This window comes from Clostridium sp. K13 (genome assembly GCF_019734195.1).
Taxonomy (GTDB): domain Bacteria; phylum Bacillota; class Clostridia; order Clostridiales; family Clostridiaceae; genus Clostridium.
Map to the genome: position 1 here is coordinate 1 of NZ_JAASHM010000064.1, position 8773 is coordinate 8773.

An 8773-nucleotide genomic window follows, 5' to 3' on the forward strand; every position below is an offset into this window, starting at 1 on the left:
AATTTTAAATTTTATCCACAACTAATAATAGAAAAACCCTCTGTTTTTAAACAGGGGGTTTTTCAACAAACTGAAAAAATAAAATATTAATATTTTATTTTTAAGTTAGGTATACATTGTATACCTAATTTTTTTTATGTTATAATGTAGTATACTAGTGTACTAGAGTTCAAATTTAAGATTTTTAGATAAATATTATTAGGGGGTAATTTAAATTGATTCTTTATGACAAATTAGATAAGGAAAATGGTAAGGATTATGTGTATAGAGTATTAAAAGATAATATTATGTGCTTAGAGTTAAAGCCAGGTGAACTATTAAGTGAATCTGATTTAGCTAAAAAATTAAATGTATCAAGAACACCTATAAGAGAAGTGTTAATAAAGCTTAAGGCTGAAAAATTAATAGAGGTTAAGCCACAAGCGGGGACTTATGTTTCATTAATAGATTGGAATTTAATAGAAGAGGCTATTTTTATTAGATATAATTTAGAAAAAGAAGCGCTAAAAGAAGCTTGTGAGAATTTTTCTGATGATATATTAATGGAAATGGAAAAATGTTTATTTGCACAAAAGCTAATTGCACAAAAGGGTGATAACTTGATAGAGTTTCATAATTTAGATAAGGAGTACCATAGACTATTGTTTGTTGGAATAAATAAGTCTAATGTATGGGAATCTATTTGTAACATAAGTACTCATTATAATAGAATGAGATTATTAGCAGAAATGAAACTAAATAAAGAGTTTTTAGTAGATCAACATATAACGTATTTAGATATTATAAAAAATAAAGATAGTAATATTATTGATGAAGTTGTATCACATCATATAAAAGAGCCAGTTGGACAATGGAAGAAATTAATAAAAGAAGAGTCTGAAATATCTAAATATATAGTATATTAAAAAATGATATATTATATTAATAAAATAATAAGTTTATTAAGAAAAATTAAAAAGTATAATATAGGTAAAAGTCATATAGTATTAAATTTAATATTATATGACTTTTTATTATAGAAAAAAATTAAATGTTTTCAAAAAAGTTATTGTAATTCATATATTAATATGCTAGTATACAAGTATAGTAGTTGCAAGGAGGAATGGAAAATGAAATTACCATTTAATATTGATTTAAAAGATAAAGTTTGTGTTGTAACAGGTGGAACAGGAATACTGTGCGGAGCGATGGCAGATGCACTTGCAGAATGTGGAGCAAAGGTTGCAATATTAGCATTAGGACAAGAAGCTTGTGACAACAAGGCAAAAGAGATAAATGAAAAAGGCGGAATAGCAATCGGTATTGATGCTAATGTTTTAGATAAAGAAAGCTTAAAAAAGGCTCATGAAATAATTAATAAAGAGTTGGGACCAGTCGACATATTAATAAATGGAGCTGGAGGAAACCATCCAAAAGGTACTACAACTAAAGAATACTTAGAAATAGAAGATTTAGAAAATGAAGAACTAACAACATTTTTTGATTTAGATCCAAAGGGAGTAGAATTCGTATTTAATTTAAATTTCTTAGGAACATTACTTCCATCACAAGAATTTAGTAAAGATATGTTAAATAAAGATGGTGCAACAATAATTAATATATCATCAATGAATGCATTTACACCACTTACAAAGATACCTGCATATTCAGGAGCAAAAGCAGCAGTAAGCAACTTTACTCAATGGCTTGCAGTACATATGTCAAAGGTTGGAGTTAGAGTTAATGCAATAGCACCAGGATTCTTTGTAACAGCCCAAAATCAAAAATTATTATTTAATGAAGATGGAACACCAACAGCAAGAACTGAAAAGATATTAAATAGTACACCTATGAAAAGATTCGGTGAAGCTGATGAATTAATAGGAACATTATTATACTTAGTATCTGAAGAAGCATCAGGCTTTGTAAATGGAGTAGTTATTCCAGTAGATGGAGCATTTTCTGCTTATTCAGGAGTATAGGAGGACAAGGGAAAATGATTTTAAATGAATTAAAGGCAAATGGAATTGTAGCTGTAGTTAGAGGTAAAAGTCATGAAGAAGCTAGAGGTTACATGGAAGCTTGCTTAAGAGGTGGAATTAAATCATTGGAACTTACTTATACAATACCAAATGTATGTGAACTTATAAAAGAGTATAGTTCACATGAAGAAGCATTAATTGGAGTTGGAAGCGTTTTAAATGCTAAAATGGCTTCCGACGCAATTGAGGCTGGGGCAAAGTATGTTGTAAGTCCAGGATATAGTGAAGAAGTTAATAAGGTATGTAAGGAAATGAATGTTCTTTATTTACCAGGCTGTATGACAGTAGGTGAAATAATGAAAGCTATGGATGCTGGAAATAAAATGATTAAATTATTCCCAGGAGATGCTTTTGGTGCAAAATATGTAAAAGCAATAAAGGCACCTATTCCAAACGTTGAAATAATGCCAACTGGTGGAGTTTCAGTAGATAATATTGAAGAGTGGTTTGCAAATGGAGTTTCTTGCGTTGGAGTTGGAAGCTCATTAATAAAAGGATCTCTTGAAGATATAGAAAATACAGCTAAAGCTTTTATGAAAAAGATGGACAAAATTAACAGTTAAATTTTTTTAACAACACTGGTATACTAGTATTTGTAAAGGTATATTGGGAAGTTAAAAAAGGAAATTTACTTAATAAAGGGAGGATAAAATCATGGAAATGACATTCAGATGGTATGGAAAAGATGATCCAGTTAAAATTGAATACATCAAGCAAATACCTGGAATGAAGGGAATAGTTACGGCGATATATGATATTCCAGTTGGAGAAGTATGGCCATTAGAAAGAATTTTAGAATTAAAAAAAGAAATTGAAAGTCATGGTTTAAAGCTTTCAGTAATAGAAAGTGTACCGGTACATGAAGATATAAAACTTGGTTTACCAACAAGAGATAAATATATAGCAAATTATATACAAACAATCAGAAACTTAGCAGAAGCAGGGGTAGATACAATATGCTACAACTTTATGCCAGTATTCGATTGGACAAGATCAGATTTAAATTATAAATTAGAAGATGGTTCTACATGTTTAATATATGATGAAGAGCAAGTTAAGAAAATGGATCCAGCTTTAGGTGAATTAGAGTTACCAGGATGGGATACATCTTATGGTGAAGGTGGATTAAAAGCTTTATTAGAACAATACAAAGATATTGATGAAGAAGCTTTATGGAATAATTTAAATTACTTTATTCAACAAATAATGAAAGTTGCTGACGAAGTAAGAATGAAAATGGCAATACATCCGGATGATCCACCATGGGGAATATTTGGATTACCAAGAATTATAACTAATTTTGAAAACTTAAAGAGATTTATTGATTTATATGATAGTCCATATCATGGAGTGACTTTATGTACAGGATCTTTAGGATGTACAAAGGTTAACGATATGGTTGAAATGGTTAATTATTTTGGTAAGGAAAGAAATAGAATACACTTTGCTCACCTTAGAAATGTAAAAATAACTGGTGAGAGTAGTTTTAATGAAGTTGCTCACTTATCAGAAGCAGGTTCATTAGATTTCTATGAAATAGTAAAAGCATACTGCGATTACGATTTCCAAGGACCATACAGACCAGACCATGGAAGAATGATATGGGGTGAAACTGGTAGACCAGGATATGGTTTATATGATAGAGCATTAGGTGCAGTTTATATAAATGGATTAATTGAGGCAATTAAAAAGAATAATAAAAATTAATTTATAAGGGGATAATGAAATGAAGAATTTTATGGATAAAGACTTTTTACTAGAAAATGAAGTAGCAAAGGTTTTATACCATAATTATGCTTCAAAGGTGCCAGTGTTTGATTATCACTGTCACCTAGTTCCTATGGAAATAGCTACAGATCATAAGTTTAAGAATTTAACTGAAATGTGGCTATACCATGACCACTATAAGTGGAGAGCTATGAGAAGCTTTGGTATAGATGAAGAATACATAACAGGAAATGCAAGTGATTATGATAAATTTTATCAGTTTGCAAAAATGATGCCATATTTAATTGGAAATCCTATTTATCATTGGTCTCATTTGGAGCTTAAAAGATTCTTTGGAGTAGAAGAAACCTTAAGTGAAAGAACGGCTGATATTATATGGGAAAAATGTAATAAGGCTATAGAAGAAAATGAATTAACGGCTAAAAAGTTAATTGAAATGGCTAATGTAGTTTATATTGGAACTACTGATGATCCTATAGATGATTTAAAATATCATAAGGAAGTAAAAGAAGATAGCAACTTTAAATGTTCTGTTAATCCAAGTTTTAGACCTGAAAAGGCAATGAAGATACAAAATGAAGGATTTAAAGATTATATAGATAAGTTAGCTGAAGTTAGTAATATTGAAATTAAATCTTTTGATGATTTAAAGAAAGCATTAGAAATAAGATTAGATTATTTTTATGAAAATGGATGTATGATTACGGACCATAGTTTAGAGAGGGTTGTTTTTTATACTTTTTCATGTGAAGAAATTAACGAAATATTTATTAAAGCTTTAAACAGTCAGTATATAACTAATGAAGAAGCATCAAAATATTCGGTGGCATTATTAATAGCTTTAGGAAAAATGTATTCTGAGAGAAAAATGGTAATGCAATTACATATAGGTGCATTAAGAAATAATAATACAAGAATGTTTAATAAGGTTGGTGCAGATGCTGGTTTCGATAGTATTGATGATGGAGAAATAGCTTATTCAATTTCAAGAATACTAGATGAATTAGACAAGGAAGATAATCTTCCAAAAACTATTTTATATTGCCTAAATCCAAAGGATAATGAAGTTATTGGTACTATGATTGGTAATTTCCAAGGTGGAAATATATCAGGTAAAGTACAGTTTGGATCAGGATGGTGGTTTAATGATCAAAAGGATGGTATGGAAAGACAAATGATGGCGTTATCACAACTTGGACTTATAAGTCAATTTGTTGGTATGGTAACAGATTCAAGAAGTTTCTTATCATACACAAGACATGAGTATTTTAGAAGAATATTATGTAACTATTTAGGTAATTTAGTGGAATGTGGTCAATATCCTTGGGATGAAGAAATATTAGGGGAGATTGTTGAAAACATTTGTTATAAAAATTCTGAGAAATATTTTAAATAATTAAAAGTAATATTTAAAGGGAATATGAGTATATTAAAATTCCCTTTAAATATAAAATAATATTTTATATTTAATGTAAATGTATACGAGAAAAATGTTTTGGGAGGATTGGAAAATGAGATTTCTTGATTTAATAAGCAAAAAAGAAGAACAAGTGAAATCGTTTAATACTGGAGATAAAATAGGTTATGCATTAGGAGATTTTGGTTGTGCAGCATTTTTTGCATTTGTAAGTAGTTATTTAATGGTTTTCTATACAGATGTTTTAGGAATTGGGGCTGCGGCAGTTGGAACATTATTTGTTGTAGCTAGAATATGGGATGCTATAAATGATCCTATAATGGGAGTTTTAGTTGATAAGGTAGGAGTTACAAGACATGGTAAGTTTAGACCGTATGTTGTTAAGTTTGGTTTACCTATGGTTATAGTTGGAATACTAGCATTTACTGCAATTCCAGGATTACCAGAAGGTATGAAGTTACCTTATGCTTATGTAACATATATTTTATTTGGTATGTTATATACAGCAGTTAATATACCTTATGGTTCATTAGCATCAGTAATGAGTAGTGATCCAAATGAAAGAACTTCATTATCAACATTTAGAAATATTGGATCTATTGGAGCAAATCTTCTAGTAATGTTAATTGTTCCAAAGATAATTTTTAATGCTCAAGGAGCAGTAACTGCTGAAGGATTTATAATTTGTGCAGTAATACTTGCAATAATTTCTTCTATATCATTTTTCTTAAATTTTAGACTAACAAGAGAAAGAATTGTTCACCAAGCTAATAAAAGCAAAAAGAGCATGGGTCAAACCTTAAAGGGATTAGTAAAAAATAGAGCTTTCATAGGAGTAGCTTTAGCTTCATTTGCTATGATGGCAGGTATGTTAACAGTTAATACATTAAATGTTTACTTATTTAAGGATTATTTCAAGGCACCAGGTTTAACAACACTTGGTGGAATGGTTGGTATGCTTGCTAGCTTTGTAGTTATTCCTTTTGCAGGGGCGATTGTTAAAAAGTTAGGAAAGAAAGAAACTGCAGTTGTAGGAGCTATAATACCAACAATAGTTTATGTGGGAATGTTATTCATACCAAACTTAACAGCACCAGTTTATATTGGATTATCTTTTATAGCTGGATTAGGAACAGGGTTAATAAACACAATAATATGGGCATTAGTTGGTGATGCTATTGATTATCAAGAATACATTACTGGAGAAAGAAATGAAGGAACAGTTTACTCTTCATATTCATTAGCAAGAAAATTAGCACAAGCTATATCTGGTGGAATTGGTGGATTTGCATTATCTATACTAGGATACCAATCAGGAGTTGCAGAGCAAAGTGCAGCAGTTGGATTAGGTATTAAAAATATAGCTCTTGGTGGAGCTGCAATAGGATATGTTGTAACTGCGTTAATTTTAATATTTGTATATAACCTTTCTAAAAAGAAAGTTATTGAAATGAATAATGCGTTAATAAAAGTTAGGGAAGCAGTATAGCAAATAGTTTATTAAAATATAAAAAATTAAGTTATACATTAAAAAATATATTTTATAAGAAAAAGCAAGAGGCTAGTATACCTCTACAGGTATACTAGTATTCCGAAGTAAATTAAAGATAATAATGGAGGAATTAAAGATGGTAAATTTAAAATTAAAACCTTATAATCTTGATGAAGAATCAATAAAATGGGTAGAAGATACAATTGCAAATATGACAATGGAAGAAAAAATAGGACAACTATTTGTAAATATGGGAGCAAGTCGTGAAGAAGATTATTTAAAAAGTATTTTAGATAGTTATCATATAGGAGCTGTTCGTTATAATCCAGCTAAGGCTGAAGAAGTATATGAACAAAATAGAATATTACAAGAAAATTCTAAAATTCCACTATTAATAGCAGCTAATACAGAGATGGGTGGAAATGGAGCATGTACAGATGGTACATATGTAGGGATGGAGGTAAAAGTTGCCGCAACTCAAGATCCACATTACGCTTATGAACTAGGAAGAATATCAGGTGTTGAAGCAGCTGCTATAGGATGTAACTGGAGCTTTGCACCAATCGTTGATATAAACAGAAACTGGAGAAACCCAATAATATCTACTAGAACTTGGTCTGCTGATGTTGACCAAACTTTAGAGTTATCTTTAGAATACATGAGAGGAATAATGGAGTCAGGAATTTTACCAGCTGCTAAGCATTTCCCTGGAGATGGTATAGATGAAAGAGATCAACATTTATCATTTGCTCCTAATACTTTATCTGTTGAAGAATGGAATGATACTTTCGGAAAAGTATACTCTGGGTTAATTGAAGCAGGTCTACCATCAATAATGGCTGGACATATTGCTTTACCAGAATACGTAAAACACTTTAATCCAGAAGCTACAGTTCAAGAAATGAACATGCCTGCAACTTTAAGTAAATATGTATTAACAGATTTATTAAAAGGTCAAATGGGATTCAATGGATTAGTTGTAACTGATGCATCTCATATGGTTGCTATGACTTCAGCTATGAAACGTAAAGATATGTTACCAACTGCAATCGCAGCAGGTAGTGACTTATTCTTATTCTTCAATGATCCAGATGAAGATTTCCAATGGATGATGGAAGGATATAAAAATGGAGTTATAACTGAAGAAAGACTTCATGATGCATTAAGTAGAATATTAGGTTTAAAAGCTTCTTTAGGATTACACAAGAAAGCTAAGAATGAAATATTACAACCAAAAGAACAAGCTATGGCTAAGATTGGATTAGAAGAAAATAAAAAGGCAGCTTTAGAAATAGCTGATAAGGGAATAACTTTAGTTAAAAATAATGAAGAAATATTCCCGATTTCACCAGAAAAGACTAAAAAAGTATTACTTGTAAATGCTAAAGGTTTTGACGGTGGATTTGGTAAATTTATAGCACTTATGCAAGGACCACAAAAAGGACCTGTTGATATAATTAAAGAATTATTAGATCAAGAAGGATTCCAAGTAGAAATATACGAATCACCAATAGATAAAATTATGAAATTACCAAAGGAAGAAATGGGAGCTGCTCTTGGAAATGTTTATGCTGGTAAGCGTCCAATTTCTGAGTTAACTTCAAAATATGATTTAATTATAAATGTAGCTGATGTAGGGGCAAGTGTTGACCAACGTCTTCAATGGCCACCAAGCAAAGGTACTCCAGATATTCCATTCTATGTAAATGAAATACCTACTATCTTTGTTTCAGTACAATGCCCATTCCACTTAGCTGACGTACCACAAGTTAAGACTTATATAAATACTTATGATAGTAAAGATTATACGCTTAAAGCTTTAGTTGACAAAATGATGGGACGTTCAGAATTTAAGGGAGTTAGCCCAGTAGATGCATTCTGTGGGCTTGGAGATACTAGATACTAATAAAATTTAAAAAAATTATTAAATAAAATAAAAAATTATTAAATAACTATTACAATTCCAACTACACATTTAAAATATTATAGAGAAAACGAATAATAGATAAAAAGCATTTTCTTCTTTATTAAGAAAATGCTTTTTTGTTGTGCGCCCAGCATGGGTAACAACTTGACGGTGAAAGTCCGTTGTGGGCTTGGTAGTGGGAACCACTA

7 protein-coding genes are annotated in these 8773 nt (G+C 30.3%); all 7 read left to right on the plus strand.

Annotated features, from left to right (window positions below):
- The first annotated feature begins 215 nt into the window (after positions 1 to 215).
- The gene (locus tag HCG76_RS18380) at positions 216 to 905 is read left to right on the plus strand and encodes a GntR family transcriptional regulator (RefSeq protein ID WP_221701715.1); all 690 of its coding nucleotides are present in this window, start codon (positions 216 to 218) and stop codon (positions 903 to 905) included.
- A 204-nt stretch (positions 906 to 1109) separates the two neighbouring features.
- Positions 1110 to 1961 (plus strand): SDR family oxidoreductase, encoded by an 852-nt coding sequence (locus tag HCG76_RS18385; RefSeq protein WP_221701716.1) that lies wholly within the window; start codon positions 1110 to 1112, stop codon positions 1959 to 1961.
- A gap of 14 nt (positions 1962 to 1975) precedes the next feature.
- Positions 1976 to 2584: a bifunctional 4-hydroxy-2-oxoglutarate aldolase/2-dehydro-3-deoxy-phosphogluconate aldolase gene (gene eda, locus HCG76_RS18390; RefSeq protein WP_221701717.1), complete on the plus strand. Its 609-nt coding sequence runs from the start codon at positions 1976 to 1978 to the stop codon at positions 2582 to 2584.
- Between the two features lie 91 nt (positions 2585 to 2675).
- The gene (gene uxuA, locus HCG76_RS18395) at positions 2676 to 3728 is read left to right on the plus strand and encodes a mannonate dehydratase (RefSeq protein WP_195988291.1); all 1053 of its coding nucleotides are present in this window, start codon (positions 2676 to 2678) and stop codon (positions 3726 to 3728) included.
- A gap of 19 nt (positions 3729 to 3747) precedes the next feature.
- Positions 3748 to 5145 carry a glucuronate isomerase gene (gene uxaC, locus HCG76_RS18400; RefSeq protein ID WP_221701718.1) on the plus strand — a complete coding sequence of 466 codons (1398 nt, stop codon included), beginning with the start codon at positions 3748 to 3750 and terminating at the stop codon, positions 5143 to 5145.
- Between the two features lie 115 nt (positions 5146 to 5260).
- Complete coding sequence (locus HCG76_RS18405) at positions 5261 to 6655, plus strand: MFS transporter (RefSeq protein ID WP_221701719.1); 1395 nt, start codon at positions 5261 to 5263, stop codon at positions 6653 to 6655.
- Positions 6656 to 6794: 139 nt separating this feature from the next.
- On the plus strand, positions 6795 to 8564 hold the full coding sequence (locus tag HCG76_RS18410) for a glycoside hydrolase family 3 protein (RefSeq protein WP_221701720.1): 1770 nt from the start codon (positions 6795 to 6797) through the stop codon (positions 8562 to 8564).
- Positions 8565 to 8773: the final 209 nt, after the last annotated feature.

Coding starts and splice junctions, on each gene's coding strand:
- HCG76_RS18405 (WP_221701719.1), top strand. CDS start 5,261: ATGAGATTTCTTGATTTAATAAGCAAAAAAGAAGAACAAGTGAAATCG.
- uxuA (WP_195988291.1), top strand. CDS start 2,676: ATGGAAATGACATTCAGATGGTATGGAAAAGATGATCCAGTTAAAATT.
- eda (WP_221701717.1), top strand. CDS start 1,976: ATGATTTTAAATGAATTAAAGGCAAATGGAATTGTAGCTGTAGTTAGA.
- HCG76_RS18410 (WP_221701720.1), top strand. CDS start 6,795: ATGGTAAATTTAAAATTAAAACCTTATAATCTTGATGAAGAATCAATA.
- uxaC (WP_221701718.1), top strand. CDS start 3,748: ATGAAGAATTTTATGGATAAAGACTTTTTACTAGAAAATGAAGTAGCA.
- HCG76_RS18385 (WP_221701716.1), top strand. CDS start 1,110: ATGAAATTACCATTTAATATTGATTTAAAAGATAAAGTTTGTGTTGTA.